The sequence below is a fragment of the Pseudomonas sp. AP3_22 TE3818 genome (assembly GCF_053628995.1).
The window spans coordinates 3,626,456-3,646,218 of record NZ_JBRJHL010000001.1; the positions used below are offsets into that span (position 1 = coordinate 3,626,456).

The 19,763-nt window shown below is 61.0% G+C and carries 16 protein-coding genes; 15 read left to right on the plus strand and 1 reads right to left on the minus strand.

Annotated elements, in window-relative coordinates; translation table 11 throughout:
* The first annotated feature begins 300 nt into the window (after nt 1-300).
* Together AB7M25_RS16395 and AB7M25_RS16400 are read left to right on the plus strand one after the other, a co-directional pair.
* On the plus strand, nt 301-2,262 hold the full coding sequence (locus AB7M25_RS16395; protein ID WP_429561544.1) for an oxidoreductase: 1,962 nt from the start codon (nt 301-303) through the stop codon (nt 2,260-2,262).
* Between the two features lie 171 nt (nt 2,263-2,433).
* Nucleotides 2,434-3,030 carry a cupin domain-containing protein gene (locus AB7M25_RS16400; protein WP_429561545.1) on the plus strand — a complete coding sequence of 199 codons (597 nt, stop codon included), beginning with the start codon at nt 2,434-2,436 and terminating at the stop codon, nt 3,028-3,030.
* On the opposite strand, the gene AB7M25_RS16405 is transcribed toward AB7M25_RS16400, so the two are convergent.
* On the minus strand, nt 3,027-3,959 hold the full coding sequence (locus AB7M25_RS16405) for a helix-turn-helix domain-containing protein (RefSeq protein WP_429385453.1): 933 nt from the start codon (nt 3,957-3,959) through the stop codon (nt 3,027-3,029). The genes AB7M25_RS16400 and AB7M25_RS16405 overlap by 4 nt on opposite strands.
* A 161-nt stretch (nt 3,960-4,120) precedes the next feature.
* On the opposite strand from AB7M25_RS16405, the gene AB7M25_RS16410 reads away from it, so the two are divergent.
* The 13 genes from AB7M25_RS16410 (at nt 4,121) to AB7M25_RS16470 (ending at nt 19,763) form a co-directional block, all read left to right on the plus strand.
* Nucleotides 4,121-5,479, plus strand: coding sequence for a glutamine synthetase family protein (locus AB7M25_RS16410; protein ID WP_007974329.1), 1,359 nt, complete (start codon nt 4,121-4,123; stop codon nt 5,477-5,479).
* 151 nt (nt 5,480-5,630) lie between these two features.
* Complete coding sequence (locus AB7M25_RS16415) at nt 5,631-6,719, plus strand: polyamine ABC transporter substrate-binding protein (RefSeq protein WP_454237641.1); 1,089 nt, start codon at nt 5,631-5,633, stop codon at nt 6,717-6,719.
* Nucleotides 6,716-8,017 (plus strand): NAD(P)/FAD-dependent oxidoreductase, encoded by a 1,302-nt coding sequence (locus tag AB7M25_RS16420; protein WP_454237642.1) that lies wholly within the window; start codon nt 6,716-6,718, stop codon nt 8,015-8,017. The genes AB7M25_RS16415 and AB7M25_RS16420 overlap by 4 nt, the downstream gene beginning before the upstream one ends.
* 316 nt (nt 8,018-8,333) lie before the next feature.
* A complete protein-coding gene (locus AB7M25_RS16425) occupies nt 8,334-8,930 on the plus strand; it encodes a paraquat-inducible protein A (RefSeq protein WP_104448259.1) in 597 nt (198 codons plus the stop codon).
* On the plus strand, nt 8,927-9,583 hold the full coding sequence (locus tag AB7M25_RS16430; protein ID WP_429385459.1) for a paraquat-inducible protein A: 657 nt from the start codon (nt 8,927-8,929) through the stop codon (nt 9,581-9,583). Before AB7M25_RS16425 ends, AB7M25_RS16430 begins: the two co-directional genes overlap by 4 nt.
* The gene (locus AB7M25_RS16435; protein ID WP_429385461.1) at nt 9,564-11,240 is read left to right on the plus strand and encodes a PqiB family protein; all 1,677 of its coding nucleotides are present in this window, start codon (nt 9,564-9,566) and stop codon (nt 11,238-11,240) included. The genes AB7M25_RS16430 and AB7M25_RS16435 overlap by 20 nt, the downstream gene beginning before the upstream one ends.
* Before the next feature lie 17 nt (nt 11,241-11,257).
* A complete protein-coding gene (locus tag AB7M25_RS16440) occupies nt 11,258-11,815 on the plus strand; it encodes a PqiC family protein (protein WP_429385463.1) in 558 nt (185 codons plus the stop codon).
* Between the two features lie 189 nt (nt 11,816-12,004).
* The gene (locus tag AB7M25_RS16445; RefSeq protein ID WP_454237643.1) at nt 12,005-12,856 is read left to right on the plus strand and encodes a hypothetical protein; all 852 of its coding nucleotides are present in this window, start codon (nt 12,005-12,007) and stop codon (nt 12,854-12,856) included.
* A gap of 241 nt (nt 12,857-13,097) precedes the next feature.
* The gene (gene pmrG, locus AB7M25_RS16450; RefSeq protein ID WP_454237644.1) at nt 13,098-13,760 is read left to right on the plus strand and encodes a lipopolysaccharide core heptose(II)-phosphate phosphatase PmrG; all 663 of its coding nucleotides are present in this window, start codon (nt 13,098-13,100) and stop codon (nt 13,758-13,760) included.
* A 174-nt stretch (nt 13,761-13,934) separates the two neighbouring features.
* Entirely contained in the window at nt 13,935-15,656 is a 1,722-nt protein-coding gene (arnT, locus tag AB7M25_RS16455; protein WP_454237645.1) for a lipid IV(A) 4-amino-4-deoxy-L-arabinosyltransferase, read from the plus strand.
* Between the two features lie 424 nt (nt 15,657-16,080).
* Nucleotides 16,081-17,094, plus strand: coding sequence for an iron ABC transporter substrate-binding protein (locus AB7M25_RS16460; RefSeq protein WP_454237646.1), 1,014 nt, complete (start codon nt 16,081-16,083; stop codon nt 17,092-17,094).
* A gap of 3 nt (nt 17,095-17,097) precedes the next feature.
* Entirely contained in the window at nt 17,098-18,696 is a 1,599-nt protein-coding gene (locus AB7M25_RS16465; protein ID WP_454237647.1) for an ABC transporter permease, read from the plus strand.
* The gene (locus tag AB7M25_RS16470; protein WP_429389747.1) at nt 18,693-19,763 is read left to right on the plus strand and encodes an ABC transporter ATP-binding protein; all 1,071 of its coding nucleotides are present in this window, start codon (nt 18,693-18,695) and stop codon (nt 19,761-19,763) included. The genes AB7M25_RS16465 and AB7M25_RS16470 overlap by 4 nt, the downstream gene beginning before the upstream one ends.

The window sequence follows — 19,763 nt, forward strand, 5'->3', positions numbered from 1 at the left end:
GCAGGTGCCGCCCGGACAGAGGCCGGCGCAGCCCTTTTTATTGTTGTGAGGTACGGCCCGGGAGCGGGCTCGAAATGAAATTACTCCACGCCACAGTAAAAAAACAAGTTGATTTTTTACTGAAGGTAAATTTTTATAGCGCAATAATAACAACCGAAAACCTGATGCCTCTGTAGGAGCGAGCCTGCTCGCGATGGACCTGAGAACGCCGCTGGGTGTCAGGTACCCAGCGTTATCGTTAACGTCCATCGCGAGCAGGCTCGCTCCTACAAAGGTCAGCCTGCCTGGAGTACCCGCACCATGCCGACCTCGACACCTGCCTTCGCGCACCTGTTCGAACCCCTGGAAATCCGTGGCAAGCGCCTGAAAAACCGCATCATGTCCAGCGGTCACGACACCTCGATGCCCACCGACAACCTGGTCAACGAGCAATTGATCGCCTACCACCGGGCACGTGCCAAAGGCGGTGCCGGGCTCATCGTGCTGCAAGTGGCCGGTGTGCACGACAGTGCGCGCTACACCTCCCATGTGCTGATGGCCACCGACGATGCGTGCATCGAGGGCTATCGCAAACTGGCGCAAACCTGCCACGCCCACGGCACCCTGGTGTTGTCCCAGGTGTTCCATCCGGGGCGGGAGATCATGGAGTCCAGCGATGGCCTGCTGGCGGTGGCCTATTCAGCCTCCTCAGTGCCCAACGAACGTTTCCGGGTGATGCCCCGCGCCCTCGATCAGGCCATGATCGACGAGATCGTCGCCGGTTATGCCGCTGCCGCCCGCCGCCTGCATCAGGCCGGAATCGATGGCGTCGAAGTGGTTGCCAGCCATGGTTATCTGCCGGCGCAATTCATCAATCCGCGGGTCAACCGGCGTACCGATGGCTACAACGGTGAGTTGGAACAGCGCTTGCGTTTTCTGCGCGAAGTCATCGCTGCCGTGCGTGCGGCGACCGACGAGCAGTTCATCATCGGCCTGCGCATCTCTGCCGACGAACGCGACCCCGAAGGCCTGACCGAAGACGAGTCCCTGGCCGCCGTACAGTCACTGCAAGCGCAGCTCGATTACGTGCACATCGTCGCCGGGACTTCGGCCTCCCTTGGCGGTGCGGTGCATATCGTGCCGCCCATGGCGATCGAAGCGGCGTACCTGGCCAAGGAAGCCGGGACGTTCAAGGCCGGCTTGAACATTCCGCTGTTCGTCACCGGGCGCATCAACCAGCCCCAGGAAGCCGAGCTGATTCTGGCTCGCGGCCAGGCCGACGTGTGCGGCATGACCCGGGCGTTGATCTGCGATCCGCAGATGCCCAACAAGACCGATACCGGCCGCGTCGAAGACGTGCGCGCATGCATTGCCTGTAATCAGGCGTGCATCGGGCACTTCCACAAGGGCTTGCCGATTTCCTGCATCCAGCACCCGGAAACCGGTCGCGAGCTGATTTTTGCTGAACGCCGACAAGCGACAAATCGCAAACGCATCATGATCGCCGGCGGCGGTCCGGCCGGGATGAAAGCAGCCGCTGTCGCCGCCCAGCGCGGACATGACGTGACCCTGTACGAAGCCGGTTCACAACTGGGCGGCCAGGTGTTGCTCGCGCAGTTGCTGCCACGGCGCGGTGAGTTTGGCGGCGCCAGCACCAACCTGCAGCGGGAAATGCAGCTGGCCGGCGTGCGCGTGGTGCGCAATACCCGGGTCGACCGGGCGCTGGTGGAGCAGGAAAAACCGGACATGGTGATCGTCGCCACCGGTGCCGAACCCTACTGGCCAACCTTCGAGCGTGGCGGTGAATTGCAGGTGGTGGATGCCTGGCAGGTGTTGCGCGACGAGGTACGGATCGGCCGCTCGGTGGTGGTGGTCGACTGGCGCTGCGACTGGATCGGCCCCGGCATCGCCGAGCGCCTGGTTCGTGCCGGGCATCAGGTGCAACTGGCGGTCAACGGCACCCATTGCGGGGAAAACCTGCCGCTGTACGTGCGCGATCAACTGGCCGGCGAGCTGCATAAACTGGGCGTGCCGATCACGCCGTACGCGCGGTTGTATGGCTGCGATGACAACACGGTCTACCTGCAACACACCGCCAGCGGCGAACCGATGCTGATGGAGAACATCGATACGCTGGTGCTGTGCCAGGGTCATCAACCGGTGGATACGCTGGGTGCCGAGCTGCAAGGGCTGGTGGAGTTTCGCCGCATCGGCGACTGCCTGGCGCCGCGCACCGCCGAAGAAGCGATTTATGAAGGGCTGAAAGTCGCGTGGGAGCTTTAAGGCTGTTTATACTCCGGGGCTTGGCCTAAACCCTTGTAGGAGCTGGCTTGCCAGCGATGGACTTGAAGACGCCGCGTTCGGCCTGTCAGCACGCGGTATCGTTGACGACCATCGCTGGCAAGCCAGCTCCTACAGGGGATTGTAACGCCCCATCCCGGTTCGGAACCTTCCATGAGCAACAACAGCAAGATCCCGCCCGCACCCGGCAGCGCCGAACCGCATTTCCTCGGCACGCGCATTCGCGGCCTGCGCAAACGCCGGGGCATGACCCTGGCGGAACTGGCGCAACAGAGCGAACTCACGGCCGGCTACATCAGCCAGCTGGAGCGCAACCTCGCCTACCCGTCGATTCCGGCGCTGTTCAATATTGCCCGCAGCCTCGGTGTCACCATCCAGTGGTTCTTCGCCAGTGAAGCGGTCACCGCCCCCGAAGACGATGGCGTCGTGGTGCGCAAGAACAGCCGTCTGAACGTGCATTACGAAGACGGCATCGTCGACCAGTTGCTGACGCCACAAGCCAACCGCCAACTGGAAATGCTCCACTCGCGTTTCCCGCCCGGCACCTACAGCCAGCAAAGCTACAGCCACGACGGCGAAGAAGCCGGTTTTCTGCTGTCCGGCAGCTTCGAACTGTGGGTTGGCGAGCGCCATTTCCAGCTCAATGAAGGCGACAGCTTCAGCTTTTCCAGCCAGGAACCGCACCGCTACGGCAACCCCGGCGATGTGGACGCAGTGGTGATCTGGGTGATTACACCGCCAACGTTTTAACGCCGGCCGCGCCCGATGGGCTGCGCGACACTCGCACGCTTGAGGGTGTCGCTCGGCAGTTCCTTGAACAGCGCGCGATAGCTGCTGGAAAACCGCCCCAGGTGCCAGAACGACCAGTGCATCGCCACTTCGGCCACGGTGGTTTGCGTCGGTGTGCGGCTCAGCAGTTCGCGGCGGGCGCTGTTGAGCCGGCGCAGGCGCAGCCATTGGGTCGGCGCCATGCCGGTGTAGGTCTTGAACGCATGCTGCAGCTGGCGCAGTGAAACCCCGGCCACCTGGGACAGTTCCAGCAGGTTGAGGTGTTCTTCCGGGGTGTCCGCCGCCCATTCCCCTACCCGCTTCATGATCGCCCGCTCTCCGGCACGGCGCTGCAATGCGCCCTGGTCGAGGCCGACACAGGCGTTATCGAGAATGAACAGACAATCTTCCAGCAATTGCTGGGTCAGCGCTTCGCGGCTCGGTGGATCGAAGGTCTGCGACAGCCGCGTCAGGGTCCCGCTGAGCCAGCGGCAGAACAGCGCGTTCTGCTGCGAGTTGAGCGGCGCCATGAACAGCCCTTCGAGCCGGGCGATGTCGAGGCTGTGGCGTTTTACAAACTCCGGCCCGAACACCACGGCGATTTCCTGGTAGTTCTCCGGGGTGATCCAGATGTTGCGACTTTCGCCGTTCAACACGTACAGCGCGTTGTCGCCGCGATCGAAACAGAACGACAACGAGCCCTGGGGCGCGCTGAAATTCTGCTCGACCCGGGTGTTCATCGACTCTTCGTAAATCTCCACACCCTGCAGATCCAGATAGCGTACCAGCCCCGCGAAATGCCCCGGCGACATCTGCTGGTAATGCTGAGTCCAACCCGGTGTGGCGCGGATTTGCTCGGCGACATCGGCGGTGTTGAAGGCTTGGACCTGGAGGGAATTGGAACCTGTCATGGGTGACCTTACGCACTCTTTTGGTGCGCTTTGTGCTGCTTAAAGTGGATAGATGGAACCGCAAGGCTCGCCCAAGATAGACCTCAACGCGCTACAGGGGAAGTGTCCGGCGGATGAAACCGGCCTCTCCTGGCGTTAATAAAACCAATAACGAGGTCTTTATGAATGTCCCTTTCGATCAGCTGTTCACTTGGCTGAAAGATCACAAGATTACCGAAGTCGAGTGCGTTGTCAGCGACCTGACCGGCATTGCACGCGGCAAAATTGCACCGACCAACAAGTTCCTGCATGAGCGAGGCATGCGCCTGCCGGAAAGTGTCCTTCTGCAAACGGTAACCGGGGACTTTGTCGACGACGACATCTACTACGACCTGCTCGACCCGGCCGACATCGACATGGTCTGCAAGCCGGACGCCGACGCCGTTTACGTGGTGCCATGGGCCATCGAGCCGACCGCCATCGTGATCCACGACACCTTCGACAAGTTCGGCAACCCGATCGAGCTGTCGCCGCGCAACGTGCTGAAGAAAGTCCTGCAGCTGTACACCGACAAAGGCTGGCGGCCGATTGTCGCGCCGGAAATGGAGTTCTACCTGACCCAGCGCTGCGAAGACCCGGACTTGCCGCTCAAGGCGCCGATGGGCCGTTCGGGCCGTGCCGAAAGCGGTCGCCAGTCGTTCTCCATCGACGCGGCCAACGAATTCGATCCGCTGTTCGAAGACGTCTACGACTGGTGCGAACTGCAAGGCCTGGACCTCGACACGCTGATCCACGAAGACGGCCCGGCGCAGATGGAAATCAACTTCCGTCATGGCAACGCACTGGACCTGGCCGACCAGATCACCGTGTTCAAGCGCACCATGCGTGAAGCGGCGCTCAAGCACAACGTGGCGGCAACCTTCATGGCCAAGCCGGTCGGCGACGAGCCTGGCAGCGCCATGCACATTCACCAGAGCGTGGTGGACATTGCCACCGGCCAGCCGATCTTCGCCGATGCCGATGGCAACATGAGCGAGTTGTTCCTGCATCACATCGGTGGCTTGCAGAAGTACATCCCGAAAGTGCTGCCGATGTTCGCGCCGAACGTCAACTCGTTCCGCCGTTTCCTGCCGGACACCTCGGCACCGGTGAACGTCGAATGGGGCGAAGAAAACCGCACCGTCGGCCTGCGCGTACCGACGTCCAGCCCGGACGCCATGCGCGTGGAAAACCGTCTGCCGGGCGCCGACGCCAACCCGTACCTGGCCATCGCCGCCAGCCTGCTGTGCGGTTACCTGGGCATGGTCGAGCGCATCGAGCCAAGCGCCGCGGTACAGGGTCGCGCCTATGAGCGTCGCAACCTGCGCCTGCCGATCACCATCGAAGACGCCCTGACCCAGATGGAAGAGTGCGACACCATCAGCCGCTACCTGGGCAGCAAGTTCGTGCGGGGCTACGTCGCGGTCAAACGCGCCGAGCACGAGAACTTCAAGCGCGTGATCAGTTCGTGGGAGCGTGAGTTCCTGATGCTGAGCGTCTGAGGCCGGAACTCACGCGCCCCTGTAGGAGCCGGCTTGCTGGCGAAAGGCGCAACGCGGTGTACCTGATATGCCGCCTTCGCTGGCAAGCCAGCTCCTACAGTGACGGCAGCCAACAAATCGAAGAATCCAATAATTCCAAGAAGGTATCGATATGCGTCTTTTGAAATCCGTGGTCCCGGCCGCACTGGCGGTTCTGTTCAGCACCGTTGCCCAGGCTCAACCCCAGGTCAGCGTCTACAACTGGACCGACTACATCGGCGAAACCACCCTCGCCGACTTCCAGGCCAAGACCGGGATCAAGGTGATCTACGACGTTTTCGATTCCAACGAAACCCTGGAAGGCAAGCTGCTTGCCGGGCGCACCGGGTATGACGTGGTCGTGCCGTCGAACCACTTCCTCGCCCGCCAGGTAAAGGCCGGCGCGTTCCTCAAGCTCGATCGCGAACAGCTGCCGAACTTCAAGAACCTGGACCCGAAACTGCTGGCGCTGCTGGAGAAAAACGATCCGGGCAACGCCCACTCGGTGCCCTACCTGTGGGGCACCAACGGCATCGGCTACAACGTCGACAAGGTCAAGGCCGTGCTGGGCATCGACAAGATCGACTCCTGGGCTGTGCTGTTCGAACCGGAAAACATCAAGAAGCTCAGCGCCTGCGGCGTGTCGATGATGGACTCGGCGGATGAGGTGTTCCCGGCAATCCTCAACTACATGGGCATGGACCCGCGCAGCGAAAACCCTGAGGACTACAAGAAGGCCGAAGCCAAGCTGCTGCAGATCCGTCCTTACATCACCTACTTCCACTCCTCCAAATACGTCTCGGACCTGGCCAACGGTGACATCTGCGTGGCGTTCGGTTACTCGGGTGACGTGTTCCAGGCCGCCAACCGCGCCAAGGAAGCCAAGAACGGCGTGAACATCGCCTACGCCATTCCCAAGGAAGGCGCCAACCTGTGGTTCGACCTGCTGGCCATCCCCGCCGACGCCAGCAATCCGAAAGAAGCCCACGCCTTCATCAACTACCTGCTGGACCCGCAAGTGATTGCCAAGGTCAGCGCGTCGGTCGGCTACGCCAACCCGAACCCGGCCGCCAAGCAGTACATGGACCCCGAGCTGGTCAACAACCCCGAGGTGTATCCGCCCCAGGAGGTCCTCGACAAACTCTACATCTCCACCACGCCGCCACAGTCGATCATGCGCCTGATGACCCGCTCGTGGAGCAAAGTGAAGTCCAACAAATGAATCAGTACACCCAGGAACATACCCACTCCTATTACGCAGCGTCCGCCAAGGGCATGAGGCAGCGTCCGGCGCTGGCCTCGGACCTGGTGGCCGATGTCTGCGTGGTCGGCGCGGGTTTCACCGGCATCAACACCGCCATCGAGTTGGCCCAGCGCGGGCTCTCGGTGGTCCTGCTGGAGGCCCGGCGGATTGGCTGGGGCGCCAGCGGGCGCAACGGCGGCCAGTTGATACGTGGCATCGGCCATGACGTCAGCGGCTTTGCCAAACATGTGGGCACCGAAGGCGTGCAGTACCTGGAACAGGCCGGGGTCGAATCGGTGCAAGTCGTGGCCCAGCGCATCCGCGAACACGGGATTGATTGCGACCTGCGCTGGGGCTTCTGTGAACTGGCCAACACCCCGGCGCATTTTGCCGGGCTGAAGGCCGAACACGCTGAATTGCTCGAGTCCGGTTACGCCCATGAAACGCGCCTGATCGAACCTGGCCAGATCCGCGAGCACGTGGTGGACTCCGGCGTTTACGCGGGCGGCCTGGTCGACATGGGCTCGGGCCACCTGCACCCGTTGAACCTGGCACTGGGCGAAGCGCAAGTCGCCGAGTCCCTCGGCGTGCAGATCTTCGAGCAAAGCCCGGTGCTGGAGTTGATCCACGGCAGCACGGTGCAGGTGCGCTGTGCCGGTGGCACCGTGCGTGCGGCTACGCTGGTGCTCGCTTGCAATGCCCACCTGGAAGAGCTGGAACCGAAGCTCGGCGGCAAGGTGCTCCCGGCGGGCAGCTACATCATCGCCACCGAACCCTTGTCGGAAGACGCCGCCAGGCAACTGATCCCGCACAACGTCGCGCTGTGCGACCAGAAAGTCGGCCTGGATTACTACCGGCTCTCGGCTGACCGGCGTCTGTTGTTCGGCGGTGCCTGTCATTACTCCGGGCGCGACCCGGCGGACATCGCTGCCTACATGCGCCCGCAGATGCTCAAGGTGTTCCCGCAACTGGCCAAAACGCGCATCGACTATCAGTGGGGCGGCATGATCGGCATCTCGGCCAACCGCTTCCCGCAGGTCGGACGCCTGAGCCAGCACCCGAACGTGTTCTATGCCCAGGGCTACTCCGGCCATGGCCTGAACGTGACCCACTGGTGCGCGAAGTTGTTGGGCGAAGCGATCCATGCCGGACACAGCAAAGGCTTCGACGTGTTCAGCGCCGTGCCGCACATGACCTTCCCCGGCGGACGCGCCCTGCGCTCGCCACTGCTGGCCCTGGGCATGTTCTGGTATCGGATGCGGGAAATGCTGGGCTGAAACAATCCTCCCGAGCGCCCCTACCTACTGTGGGAGCGGCGGTGCGGCGATCCGACTTGCTCGCGAAAGCGGTCGGACATTCAACATTGATGTCGACTGACCCACCGCTTTCGCGAGCAAGCCCGCTCCCACAGGTTCAGCGATTGAGCGCAAAACCTGCGAACCACCCAAGTCATTGGGGAGCTTGCTCCCATAGGGTTCTGCGTATTCGCTCATCTACCCATCCTCTTGTTTCGACTTTCGATTTGCTCAATCGCGAGGCACTTCTATATTGAGGGGGTGCTCTGAATTTCCTGCCTCTTGTTGAGCTTGACCCATGGCAACTACCGATCAACTGATCATCTGCGAGCACTGCGACAGCGTTTACCAGAAAGTCACGCTCGCCAAACATCAGAAAACCTTGTGTACGCGCTGCGGCGGCGTACTTCAGCGCTATAACGGCCTCACGGTGGAGCAGCGTCTTGCGTTGACCTTTACCGCGCTGATGCTGTGGATTTTCGCCAATTTCTATCCCGTGATGAGCATCAGCCTCAAAGGCTCGAAGCACAGCGCAACCCTCTGGGACTCGGTGCTGGCCCTGAGCCTGGGGCCTATCACCTTCATCGCCATGGTGGCGGCGATCGCCATGATCATCGCGCCGATATTCCAGTTGTTGCTGTTGATCTGGGTGCTGGGCTTCGCACTCTCCGGGCAACGCTCACCCGGATTCAAGTTCTGCATGCGCTGGCTGGAAACCCTCAGGCCCTGGAGCATGCTCGAAGTCTGCCTGCTGGGCGCCATGGTCGCCGTGATCAAACTCGCCGGGCTGCTTGATGTGCTGCCCGGTATCGGGTTGTTTGCCCTGGCCGTGTTGAGCCTGATGATGATCCGCATCGCCGGGCGCGACATCCGCGAACTATGGGACATTGTATGAGCACGCCTCCGTACGCCGACGAGCTCAACCTGTGCCTGTGTCACACCTGCGGCCTGGCTTGCGACATGACTGGCGAACCTCACGAATGCGAGCGTTGCGGTGCGCCGCTGCACCGGCGCAAAACCAATTCGCTGACCCGTACCTGGGCCTACATGATCGCGGCCCTGGTGTTTTACATCCCGGCCAACCTGTTGCCGGTGATGAACACCGAAATGGTCGGCCATGGTGCCGACAGCACGATCATGAGCGGCGTGCTGGAGTTCTGGGAAGCCGGGGCCTGGGACATCGCCCTGATCATTTTCATTGCCAGTATCGCGGTGCCGGGCATCAAGTTCGTCGCCATCACCTTGCTGCTGATCACCGTGCAGCGCGACAGCGAGTGGGCACGTAAAGAGCGTTCGACGCTGTACCGCTTCGTCGAGGTCATCGGCTACTGGTCGATGCTCGATGTGATCGTGGTCGCCCTGGTGGCCTCGCTGGTGAAATTCCAGGCCCTGGCCGACATCGAGCCGCGCCCGGGCATTCTGTTTTTTGGTCTGGTTGTGGTGTTCACCATGCTCTCGGCAATGAGTTTTGATCCACGCATGATCTGGGATAAAGAGCGGAAAAACCCACACAATGAGGAGGTCACGGATGAAGTCGCAAGCCACTGACGGGCCGCAAGCCCCTGGGCAGGCACCGATCAAGACCCGCCGTTTCAGCGTTTCGCTGGTCTGGATCGTGCCCATCGTCGCGGTGCTGGTGGGTATTTCGCTGGTGGTTCACAGCATTCTGCAGCAAGGCCCGACCATCGTTGTCACGTTCAAGACAGGGAGCGGCCTGACGGCGAATAAAACCGAGGTCAAGTACCGTAATGTGGTGATTGGCCAAGTCTCGGATGTGGAACTGAGCGATGACCAGAAGAGTGTCAACGCCACCATCAAGCTGGCCAAGCAGGCCGAAAGCTTTACCCGCGAGGATTCGCAGTTCTGGGTCGTGCGCCCGCGCATTGGCGCGGGCGGTGTGTCCGGTATCGATACGCTGCTGTCGGGCGATTACATCGGTGCCGATATCGGCCAGGCCAACGGCCGGGCAAAACGCTTCACGGGGCTGGAAAACCCGCCGCCCATCACCTACGGCGAGCCGGGCAAGCGTTTCACCCTGTTTACCCAGGACCTGGGGTCGCTGGATATCGGCTCCCCGGTCTACTACCGCAAGATCCCGGTGGGTCAGGTGGTGGCCTATGCGCTGGACCCGGATGGCAAAGGCGTGAACATCGAGCTGTTCATCCACGCCCCCAACGACAAGTACGTTACCGAAAACACGCGCTTCTGGAACGCCAGCGGTATTGACGTAAACGTCGGCGCCAATGGGTTTGCGGTCAAGACCGAATCCTTGTCCTCCCTGCTGGTGGGCGGCATTGCCTTCCGCGCACCCGACTACAGCCCTGGCGATAAACCGGCCGCTGCGGAGTACGCCTACGAACTGTTCGACGACCAGCAAACCGCCCTCGCCCCGCCAAACGGCAAGCCGCAGTACCTGGCCATGCGCTTCGACCAGGCAATGCGCGGGCTCAAGGTGGATGCTCCGGTGGAATTCCTTGGTGTGGAAATCGGCAAGGTGGTGGCGGTCAATCTGGATTACGACGAAAAGACTCGTTCCTTTCCGGTCAACGTCGGCATCGTGATTTACCCGCAACGCCTGGGCAAGGCCCACGACAAGATGCTCAAGGCGCTCAATCATGACCCCAATGACGAAGCGGCTGGCGTACGCCTGATCGGCACCTTTATCGACAACGGCCTGCGTGCCCAGGCGCGCACGGGCAACTTCCTGACCGGCCAGTTGTACATTGCCCTGGACTTCTACCCCAAGGCAGAAAAAGTCGCTTTCGATGCAACGGCGCGTCCGGTCATGATTCCGACCATTCCGGGCAGCCTCGAGCAATTGCAGGAAAAACTCGAAGCCATGGTCGACAAGATCAACAAACTGCCGATCGAGCGAATCGCCGGCAATCTCGACGGCAATCTCGTCGAACTGCGCAAGGGCATGGCGCAATTCAACGGCAAGATCCTGCCTGGCGTGCAAAGCACTCTATCGGACTTCAGCAAGACGATGGAAACCGCCAATTCGACCTTGCAATCCGCCGGTTCGACCTTGGCCGACGACTCGCCGCAACGGGAAAAACTGGATCAGACACTGGATGAACTGGGACGCACGTCGAGATCCTTGCGTGATCTCTCGGATTACCTGGGACGGCATCCGGAGTCGCTGCTTCGTGGCCGCCCGAACAATGCCGCGCCTATGGATCTGCAAGGGCCACCGCGCAATTGAGCACAGGAGCAACACTCATGGCTTTTCCGCTGAAGTTCACCGTGTTCACCGCGTTGTTGCTGCTCACCGCTTGCCGCAGTGACCCGATTCAGTTCCACACCCTGACCCCGGCCCAGGTGGGCAATCATTCCACGACCACCGTCGGGGTGATTCAGATCGAGACGATAAGCTTGCCGCCCCAGGTCGATCGGGCGCAGATCGTCATTCGCGAGGGCAACAGTAGTCTGGCGATCCTCGAAACCCATTGGTGGGGCGCAACCCTGGTGGAGGAATTGCGCAGTGCGCTGGCCGATCAACTGAGCAACAGTCCCGTACAGGGCAAGTATTCGGTGCGGGTCGATGTGCAGCGTTTTGACTCTGTCCCCGGTCAATATGCGCTGATGGACGTGATATGGCGTCTGCGCAGCGCAGAGCCCGGCAACAAGGCCCAGGTGATTTGCCGCAGCACCTTGCAAACGCCGTCAGGCGCAAGTGTCGATGAGCTGGTGCTAGCCCAGCAAAACAACATCAAACGCCTGGCCGCGCTGATCAGCCAGGCAGCCACCCGACCACAGGCGAGTTGCCCTTCGCCCTGAAGGCCATCCATTGCCAGCAAGCTGGCGCCTACAGACGCGTTCCCTTGTAGGAGCTGGCTTGCCAGCGATGGTCGTTAACGATAACGCGTGTGAACCGGTTAAACGCGGCGCACTGGAGTCCATCGCCAGCAAGCTGGCTCCTACAATTTCAGTGTGGGCACACCCCTTGTAGGAGCTGGCTTGCCAGCGATGGTCGTTAACGATAACGCGTGTGAACCGGTTAAACGCGGCGCACTGAAGTCCATCGCCAGCAAGCTGGCTCCTACAGTTTCAGCGTGGGCAGGGCCCCTTGTAGGAGCTGGCTTGCCAGCGATGGTCGTTAACGATAACGCGGGTGAACTGGTTAATCGCGGCGTACTTGAGTCCATCGCCAGCAGGCTGGCTCCTACAGTTTCAGCGTGGGCAGGGCCCCTTGTAGGAGCTGGCTTGCCAGCGATGGTCGTTAACGATAACGCGGGTGAACTGGTTAATCGCGGCGTACTTGAGTCCATCGCCAGCAGGCTGGCTCCTACAGTTTCAGCGTGGGCAGGGCCCCTTGTAGGAGCTGGCTTGCCAGCGATGGTCGTTAACGATAACGCGTGTGAACCGGTTAAACGCGGCGCACTGGAGTCCATCGCCAGCAAGCTGGCTCCTACAATTTCAGCGTGGGCAGGGCCCCTTGTAGGAGCTGGCTTGCCAGCGATGGTCGTTAACGATAACGCGTGTGAACCGGTTAAACGCGGCGCACTGAAGTCCATCGCCAGCAGGCTGGCTCCTACAGTTTCAGCGTGGGCAGGGCCCCTTGTAGGAGCTGGCTTGCCAGCGATGGTCGTTAACGATAACGCGGGTGAACTGGTTAATCGCGGCGTACTTGAGTCCATCGCCAGCAGGCTGGCTCCTACAGTTTCGGCGTGGGCAGGGCCCCTTGTAGGAGCTGGCTTGCCAGCGATGGTCGTTAACGATAACGCGGGTAACCTGGATGAACGCGGCGCACTGGAGTCCATCGCCAGCAGGCTGGCTCCTACAGGAGTTGCGTTATTGGTGTTTCCCGGGACTGCGTGAAGAACCTCTTCTTAGCGCTGCCATCCCACGCAAGAGCAAAAGATAACAATTCCCAATAGTTGACTAATTACCCGCCACAACCCCCTCTGCAATTTTTTCACATTCTGTTCACCGTTCCGACACCTGCGCAGATTTAACTTGGGCTCCAGTTAATTCGCCGAACTTAGTTTCGACAGATTTTTTTGTGCTGTTTAGGGTTTGTTCAACAGCACTTTCCCTGGCGCTTCAATGGTGGACAAACTTGGTCGACTCTGTCTTGCGTAAACCGTCTTCGCGCCTGTCCAAATCGGTCATGGCCATTAGCGCACTGACCATCGCCGTGCTGGTCACCGGCTTTGTCCTGTGGCCGAAATCCCCGACCAACCTGGCCCAGGAGGACGCGCAAGCCCGGGCCCGGGCCCAATTGCTGCAACAATGGAATGCCGGCGAGATCGCGGTGCTGGTTCGCCACACCGAGCGGTGCGACCGTTCCAGCAATCCTTGCCTGGGCCCGGCTGACGGCATTACCCGTGTCGGCAGTGAAGCGGCCGCCGTTGTCGGGCAAGGTCTGGCGCACCTGGGTCTGTCACAGACCGACATCCTGACCAGCCCCGTTACACGCACGGTGCAGACCGCGCATTACATGTTCAACAGCGACCCTCGGACCCAGGAATGGCTGGCCACCTGCGGCACGACCCTGCGTAACGATGTCGTGGCACACAAAGTGGCCCATCGCAACCTGGTACTGGTGACCCACAGCGGTTGCATCGCGGACTTTGAACAGCAGACCGGCCTCAAGCATGCGGCGAAGGATGCCGAGTACGGCAGTTCGTTGTTTGTCCACATCGCTGGCAATGGGCAATTGCAAGTACTCGGCATTGTGAATGCCGAAGACTGGAATACTCTGCAACAAGAAAAAGACTGAGTCATCATTCGGCGAGAACTCTGGCAACAAGTTACTTCAAAGTTGACTGAATAACAGCTGAACAAACGGCGAGAAACATGACTTGACTTCTCGCTGTTCAATATCATCCCGCTTTTCCCTCTTGCAACTTTCATCTCTTTCTTCAATCAGCCTGTTCAGCGCCAAGGTCGAGACATGACGTCAAATCAGCCACTGCCGGATTTTATTGGCCATTCTTCCCGCCTGCTCGCACCAACGACACCTGCCAATGAGCGCTGGATGCTGTTCGCCCTGGCACTGGCGTTCATGGCGTTCTACTTGCTACCCCTGATGAGCCACGGCCTGTGGATTCCCGACGAAACCCGTTATGCGCAGATCAGCCAGGAAATGCTGCAAAGCGGGAACTGGATCTCGCCGCACTTCATGGGCCTTCGTTATTTCGAGAAGCCGATTGCCGGGTACTGGATGATTGCCATCGGTCAGGCGGTGTTTGGCGACAACTTGTTCGGAGTGCGCATCGCGTCGGTGCTGAGCACCGGGCTGAGCGTTTGGCTGACCTGGCTGATTGCCCGCCGGTTCTGGGACGATCCGCGCAAAAGCTTTGCTTGCGCACTGTTGTACATGAGCTTCGGGCTGATTGCCGGTCAGGCCGGGTACGCCAACCTCGACCCGCAATTCACCCTGTGGGTCAACCTGAGCCTGGTCTCCCTGTGGTTTGCCAACGAAAGCCGCACCACGCATGCTCGCCTGGTTGCCTGGATGGTCCTGGGCATCGCCTGCGGCATGGGCTTCATGACCAAGGGCTTCCTGGCTTGGCTGCTGCCAGCGGTGATCGCCCTGCCCTACATGCTCTGGCAGCGTCGTATTGGCGAGCTGTTACGTTACGGGCCACTGGCTGTCGTGGTCGCCGCGGCCGTCTGCCTGCCCTGGGCACTGGCCATTCATTATCAGGAACCGAACTTCTGGAACTTCTTTTTCTGGAACGAACACGTACGCCGCTTCGCCGCCGACAACGCGCAACACGCGCGTCCGTGGTGGTTCTACCTGCCGATGCTGGTCGTTTCTGTCCTGCCCTGGGCTGTGTTGTTACCAACAACCCTCACCCAGGCCTGGAACAACAAGCGTCAGCCCGTCAGCGGGTTTCTCCTGCTCTGGTTGTTGTTGCCATTGGCGATTTTCAGCATCAGCAGCGGCAAGTTGCCAACCTACATCATGCCGTGCCTGTTGCCGCTGGCACTGTTGATGGGGGATGCCCTGACCCGCCTGCTGCAACAGGCACGGGGACGGACGATTCGCCTCAACGGATGGCTCAACGTCGTCATTGCCACGGCGGCCCTGACGGCCTTGCTGTACCTGCAACTGAGCAAAGAGATATTCGAAAATACCGAGATGTTCAGCCTGTCCCTGGCATTCATCGTATTGCTGGGCTGGATCATCGCCAACGCCCTGCAAATCCTGCGGCCATTGACGTTATGGGCGATGCCGGCCCTCGGCAGCTGGCTGCTGGTGGCGCTGCTACCCGCCGCCATGCCGGCTCAGATCGTCGACAGCAAGATGCCCGACCGGTTTATCTCCGAACACCTGGACAGCCTGAACCAGACCACCTCGCTGCTGAGCAACGACCTGGGGGCAGCCTCGGCCCTGTCGTGGCTGACCAGGCGATCGGAAGTAGCGCTCTACAACGTCGTCGGTGAAATGAAATACGGCCTCCAGGATCCCGCTGCCGCCTCGCGCAAAGTGACCCTGCAAGATATCGGACAATGGATGACCGAGGCGCGCAAGAAAGGCTCGGTCGGGGTGGTGATGCGGGTCAACAGCGTCGATGAGATTCAGGAAGTCGAGGCGCTACCTGCCGACGGCACGCGTTATCAGCGCGGCAACCTGCAGGTCCTGATCTTCCCGCCAATCCAGCCCTGACAGGCAGGCCAGAAAAAGGCCCGCAAGGCCTGCACCCTGCGCCCCCCGGTTGGGCCGTTGACGAAGAGTTGAAGTGGGTGGCCCCGTTCTCCGGCACACCGGCAATCACCGAGCTATCCTTTCGCAACCCCGATGAACGCCATGCGGGGCCAGCAGCAACTGGCATCGGGGGATTGAAAAAGGCCGTCGGGGGCAGCCTCACATTCTGATCGACGACACCGTTTGATCGACGAAGCGAACCACAGTGGGCACACTGCTGCTAATCTGAATGAAAATTACATGTATTAACGGTTTTTTTGACGTTATTTTCTCATTTGGATCTCTACATTCCCTGCAATTCCAGACATGCAAATGATTCGCATTGGTTAACTGGCGTTTCAATGCGCATGACTTTTAAAAAAATGCACCAGGAGCAGCCCGCAGAATGATTCCCAAAATCCCTTCGTTCTTGAAAAAAGCCCTGCTGGCCACCGCGTTGCTCAGCGCAGGCCAGGCCTACGCCGCTGACTCGGTCGGCCTCGTGGTGTACAACGCGCAACATGAAGGCCTGACCAAGGCCTGGGTCGAGGGTTTTACCCAGGAGACCGGTATCCCTGTCACCTTGCGCAACGGCGATGACACCGAAATGGGCAATCAGATCGTGCAGGAAGGCGCGTCCTCTCCGGCCGATGTATTCCTGACCGAAAACTCTCCGGCCATGGTGCTGGTCGACAACGCCGGGCTGTTCGCGCCTGTCGATAAAGCCACGCTGGAGCAGGTTGACCCGGCCTACCGTCCGGCCCACGGCAAATGGGTCGGGATCGCCGCGCGTTCCACGGTGTTTGTCTACAATCCGAGCAAACTTTCGGAAACCAATCTGCCGAAATCGATCATGGACCTGGCGGACCCAAGCTGGAAAGGTCGCTGGGCCGCGTCGCCAGGCGGTGCTGACTTCCAGGCCATCGTTGCCGCCATCCTGCAACAAAAGGGCGAAGCCGCCACGCTGGAATGGCTCAAGGCGATGAAAACCAACTACACCAGCTACCGTGGCAACAGCGCGGTACTCAAGGCGGTGAATGCCGGGCAGATCGAAAGCGGCGTGATCTACCACTACTACAGCCTGGTGGATCAGTCCAAGACCGGCGAAAACAGCAAGAACACCGCCCTGCACTACTTCAAGCACAAGGACCCGGGCGCTTTTGTCAGCATCTCCGGCGGCGGCGTCCTCGCTTCCAGTAAACACAAGGAACAAGCCCAGGCGTTCCTCAAATACATTACCGGTAAGGACGGCCAGGCTGTACTGAAGAACGGCAAGTCGTTTGAATACGCCGTCGGCAAAGGCGCTGAATCCAACCCTAAACTGGTGCCTCTGAATCAACTCGATGCGCCGACTGTCGATGCTTCAAAACTCGACAGCAAAAAAGCCGTAGAGCTGATGACACAGGCCGGACTGCTCTAATTGATGCCTGAAACCCTGCCAGCGGAAGTCGCCGAGGCGACTCCCGCACAATTGCGTCGACGATCCCGCGGACTGTTTGCCGGGCGTGGCGGTGTATGGGTGATCGGTTTGTCGGTGCTGGTTTCGTTACTGGCACTGCTACCGATCGCTTATGTTATCGGCGTGTCCCTGCAGACAGGCTGGTCAACTGCCGTGGCCCTGGTGTTCCGCCCTCGGGTCGGTGAACTGCTGGTCAACACCGTGTTGCTGGTACTGCTGACGATTCCCTTGTGCGTGGCGCTGGGCGTGACGCTGGCATGGCTGACCGAACGCACGAATCTGCCTGGGCGGCGCTGGTGGTCGTTGCTGGCCACCGCACCGCTGGCGGTGCCTGCGTTCGTTCACAGCTACGCCTGGGTCAGCCTGGTACCACCGATTCACGGCTTGTTTGCCGGTGTCCTGGTCTCGGTCATCGCCTACTTCCCGTTCCTGTACTTGCCGGTGGCGGCCACGTTGCGCCGGCTCGACCCGGCCATCGAAGACGTCGCCGAGTCCATGGGGCTCAAACCCTGGAAAGTGTTTTTGCGTGTGGTGTTGCCGCAATTGCGCCTGGCTATCTGCGGCGGCGCTTTGCTGGTCGGTCTGCACCTGCTGGCCGAATATGGCCTGTACGCCATGATCCGCTTCGACACCTTTACCACCGCGATCTTCGACCAGTTCAAATCGACCTTCAACGGCGCGGCGGCGCACATGCTGGCCAGCGTGCTGGCACTGTGTTGCCTGGCCATGTTGACGGCCGAGTCCGCCGCCCGGGGTTCTGCACGTTACGCTCGCGTCGGTTCGGGGAGCGCCCGGGAGCAACGGGTCGTGTGCCTGAAACCGGCATCCACCCTGCTCTCGTTGACGCTGCAAATCGTGACCTGTGCCCTGGCCCTGGGCGTGCCCTTGATCACCTTGGGCAAATGGCTGATCGCCGGCGGCGTGGAAGTCTGGGACATGGCCGAGTTGTTGCCCGCTCTGGAGCAGACCCTGTTGCTCGGCGTCGCCGGTGCGGCGCTGACAACGTTAGCGGCGATCCCGATTGCCTGGCTGTCGATCCGTTACCCTGGCCTTATGCAACGCGTGCTGGAAAGCTGCAACTACATCACCAGTTCCTTGCCCGGAATTATCGTGGCATTGGCCCTGGTCACCGTCACGATCCATTTTGCCCGGCCGATTTACCAGACCACCTTCACCGTGTTGCTGGCGTACCTGCTGATGTTCCTGCCCCGCGCCCTGGTCAGCCTGCGCGCCGGCATTGCCCAGGCGCCGGTGGAACTGGAGAACATCGCCCGCAGCCTTGGGCGTTCGCCAGCCCGGGCACTGTGGCTGATCACCTTGCGCCTGGCCGCGCCGGGGGCAGCTGCCGGTGCGGCGCTGGTGTTCCTGGCGATCACCAACGAATTGACCGCCACCCTGCTGCTGGCCCCGAACGGCACGCGCACCCTGGCCACCGGATTCTGGGCCATGACCAGCGAAATCGATTACGCCGCCGCGGCGCCCTACGCCTTATTGATGGTCGTGCTGTCGCTGCCGCTGACCGGACTTCTTTATCACCAATCGAAAAAAACGGCTGGCCGATGAACACTCTTGAACTGAATGCCCTCTACAAGTCCTATGGCGCCCATTGCGCGCTGGACAACGTCAGCCTGTCGGTGCCGAGCGGCAGCCGCACGGTCATCGTCGGCCCGTCCGGCTCCGGCAAAACCACCTTGCTGCGAATGATTGCCGGCTTCGAATTCCCCGATTCCGGACGTCTTTCGCTCAATGGCCAGACCCTGGTCGACGGCACCCACGAAGTGCCGGCCCATCAACGCCTGATCGGCTACGTGCCACAGGACGGCGCCCTGTTTCCGCACATGACCGTGGCGGCGAACATCGGCTTCGGCTTGTCGACCAAGGGCGCTGAAAAACAACAGCGCGTCGCCGAACTGATGGACAGCGTGGCGCTGGACGCGAAGATGGCCGAGCGCTGGCCTCACGAATTGTCCGGTGGCCAGCAACAGCGCGTGGCCCTGGCCCGGGCATTGGCGCAACAACCACGGTTGATGCTGCTGGACGAGCCGTTCTCGGCGCTCGATACCGGATTGCGCGCCGCGATGCGCAAGATGGTCGCGCGGCTGCTGGAAGACGCGGGCGTCACCACCATTCTGGTCACCCATGACCAGAGTGAAGCCCTGTCGTTCGCCGACCAGCTGGCGGTGATGCGCCAGGGCCGACTGGTACAGTCAGGGCATCCGCTGGACCTTTACCGCTATCCCGAAGACGAACAGACCGCCCTGTTCCTGGGGGATGCAGTGGTGATGCCGGCACGCATCGAGGCCGGTTGGGCTCATTGCGACCTGGGGCGGATCCCGGTCAACAACCACCGCAACAACAACTCGGCACAGATCATGCTACGCCCCGAACAGCTGCAATTGGCCAGTATCCTTCCCAGCGACCCGGAAGCCGGTGGTTGCCGGGCCGTGGTCACCGATCGGGACTTCAGCGGCAACACTTGCACGCTGACGGTCGAACTCCAGTCATTGACCCGCCGCGAGCAGCCGGGCCGATCACTGCTGGTGCGCAGTTCCGGCATGTACGCACCACCCGCCGGCAGCGCGGTTCAGGTCTCGACCATTGGCCACGCCCACGTGTTGAGCGAGCTGTAA

Bases quoted from the DNA above. Each gene is read 5' to 3' on its own strand.
- AB7M25_RS16395 (WP_429561544.1), top strand. From the start codon at position 301: ATGCCGACCTCGACACCTGCCTTCGCGCACCTGTTCGAACCCCTGGAA.
- AB7M25_RS16400 (WP_429561545.1), top strand. From the start codon at position 2,434: ATGAGCAACAACAGCAAGATCCCGCCCGCACCCGGCAGCGCCGAACCG.
- AB7M25_RS16405 (WP_429385453.1), bottom strand. From the start codon at position 3,959: ATGACAGGTTCCAATTCCCTCCAGGTCCAAGCCTTCAACACCGCCGAT.
- AB7M25_RS16410 (WP_007974329.1), top strand. From the start codon at position 4,121: ATGAATGTCCCTTTCGATCAGCTGTTCACTTGGCTGAAAGATCACAAG.
- AB7M25_RS16415 (WP_454237641.1), top strand. From the start codon at position 5,631: ATGCGTCTTTTGAAATCCGTGGTCCCGGCCGCACTGGCGGTTCTGTTC.
- AB7M25_RS16420 (WP_454237642.1), top strand. From the start codon at position 6,716: ATGAATCAGTACACCCAGGAACATACCCACTCCTATTACGCAGCGTCC.
- AB7M25_RS16425 (WP_104448259.1), top strand. From the start codon at position 8,334: ATGGCAACTACCGATCAACTGATCATCTGCGAGCACTGCGACAGCGTT.
- AB7M25_RS16430 (WP_429385459.1), top strand. From the start codon at position 8,927: ATGAGCACGCCTCCGTACGCCGACGAGCTCAACCTGTGCCTGTGTCAC.
- AB7M25_RS16435 (WP_429385461.1), top strand. From the start codon at position 9,564: ATGAAGTCGCAAGCCACTGACGGGCCGCAAGCCCCTGGGCAGGCACCG.
- AB7M25_RS16440 (WP_429385463.1), top strand. From the start codon at position 11,258: ATGGCTTTTCCGCTGAAGTTCACCGTGTTCACCGCGTTGTTGCTGCTC.
- AB7M25_RS16445 (WP_454237643.1), top strand. From the start codon at position 12,005: ATGGTCGTTAACGATAACGCGTGTGAACCGGTTAAACGCGGCGCACTG.
- arnT (WP_454237645.1), top strand. From the start codon at position 13,935: ATGACGTCAAATCAGCCACTGCCGGATTTTATTGGCCATTCTTCCCGC.
- AB7M25_RS16460 (WP_454237646.1), top strand. From the start codon at position 16,081: ATGATTCCCAAAATCCCTTCGTTCTTGAAAAAAGCCCTGCTGGCCACC.
- AB7M25_RS16465 (WP_454237647.1), top strand. From the start codon at position 17,098: ATGCCTGAAACCCTGCCAGCGGAAGTCGCCGAGGCGACTCCCGCACAA.
- AB7M25_RS16470 (WP_429389747.1), top strand. From the start codon at position 18,693: ATGAACACTCTTGAACTGAATGCCCTCTACAAGTCCTATGGCGCCCAT.